General features: G+C 69.5%; 2 protein-coding genes and 1 pseudogene. All 3 read right to left on the bottom strand.

Translation table 11 applies throughout. From position 1 onward, the window contains the following. Positions 1-542 (bottom strand): cytochrome b/b6 domain-containing protein (locus WB308_RS06640; protein WP_424190207.1); only part of this gene is annotated, 542 nt, incomplete at its 3' end. A 23-nt stretch (positions 543-565) separates the two neighbouring features. Next, positions 566-1,057, bottom strand: a complete 492-nt coding sequence (locus WB308_RS06635; RefSeq protein WP_424190205.1) for a hypothetical protein — start codon at positions 1,055-1,057, stop codon at positions 566-568. A 158-nt stretch (positions 1,058-1,215) separates the two neighbouring features. Continuing rightward, positions 1,216-1,608, bottom strand: a pseudogene (locus WB308_RS06630) (NAD(P)/FAD-dependent oxidoreductase); the annotation flags it as partial.

Here is a 1,608-nt window from a genome sequence, read left to right as displayed (position 1 = left end):
GTCTCGCGCGCGCCGCGCTTGCGGCCGGTGAGCATCGCCAGCGCGAGGTTCTCCCGATGGGCGAGGCTTCCCACGACCACGCCGGCGATGTGCACGACGACCACGGCGAGCATCGCATTGGCGAGCGCCTCGTGAACCTCTTCCACCCACTTGCCGCCGAGCTCTGCGTACGCGGCAAGCCCCGAGAGCCCCGTTGCCAGCGCGAGCCCGAGCAGCAGGTAGATCGCGACGGCCCCGGCCGGGTTGTGTCCCGTGTAGTGGGCGGGCCTGCCCGCGAGCAGCGAACGCACGTAGGCGAGCGCCGCCGCGGGCGCGGGCGGGAAGGCGCCGAACCGCGCATGGCGCGTCCCGAACACGCCCCACGCGATGCGGAACACCACCAGCGCGATGATCGTATAGCCGAACTGGGCATGGACGTCACGCCAGCGATCGGCGTCACCGGTAGCGAACGCCGCAGCGAATGAGCCGGCGAGGAGCCAATGGAACACGCGCAGCGGCAGGTCCCATACGAGGATCGTCCCGCGATCGGTCCGGTCGTCCACAGCTCCCGCCTCGGTGCCTGCAATCATGGGGCGACGACGTAGGGTGTGCGCCACGAGATGCCTCGCGTGGTCGCGTCGACCCTCAGTTGCGCCACCGCGCGATCGGTCAGGCGCACGTCGATTTCGTAATGCGGCGCGACCCCGGGAGCCGAGTCGGCCTGGGCAGCGATGACTTCGCCGGGAACGCTCGCCGCGACGATCGCCGCCGCCTCGGCGAGGGATGCAGCACCGGACGAAACGAGCGGGAGGTCCCGCGTGTCGAGATCGAGCGTGCGGGCATCGACGTCGAGCCGGGCCATGCCGGCGGCGCCGAAGCTCATGTCCACGTGATAGTGCGGACGTTCGTCACCCGACGCGTCCCGGGTGATGGCGACGACCTCGCCGTGATAGCGCGACTCGAGGCGCTTGGCCACCTTCCGGAGCTCACGCGATTCGTCGGCGCCCGACGACGCCAGGGCGAGCGCCGGCATTGCCGACAGGGCGATGATGGTCGTTGCAAGTGTGCGCAGCTTCATGGCAATCCCTCCGGGTGGATGCGCGCCGCGCCCGGAGGCCCCGCCTCCACGCTCGCGCATCGCCGCCAAGTTAGCGACACCTGCTTAACTGGCGCTTAACATCCGGCGGGGAACGCCGCACCCGTTCACAGGCCCGTCCAGGCGCCGGCGGGTCGTCGCTACCGCGACTTCAGCTTGGTGATGCCCATCATGCTCATCACCGACTTCTCGTAGAACGGCTCGGACGTGCCCTTCTTCATCTTGCGGATGAAGTACTTCTCGAAGCCGATCTTGGCGAGGTGCACCCACTTGCCCTCGGCGAACCAATTGACGTTGCGCGGCGGGATCTGCGGCAGCGCGACGAAGGCGATGCCCGTGTCGCCCATGTCGGCGAGGCACACGGCGTTCCACGTCGCCCGGTGCGTCGGCTGGCGGCCATCGATCGCGTCGCGGATGTTGTGCGCGGTCGCGGTCACCATCGATTCGATCATGTAGCCGGTCTTCGGGGCGCCCGTCGGCACGGGCGTCGCCTCGACCGGCGGGATCGCCACGCACACGCCGACGCCGTACAC

It is taken from the genome of Sulfuricurvum sp., from assembly GCF_049587615.1.
Lineage (GTDB): Bacteria > Campylobacterota > Campylobacteria > Campylobacterales > Sulfurimonadaceae > Sulfuricurvum.
This window is presented reverse-complemented; position numbering and strand designations above follow the sequence as displayed.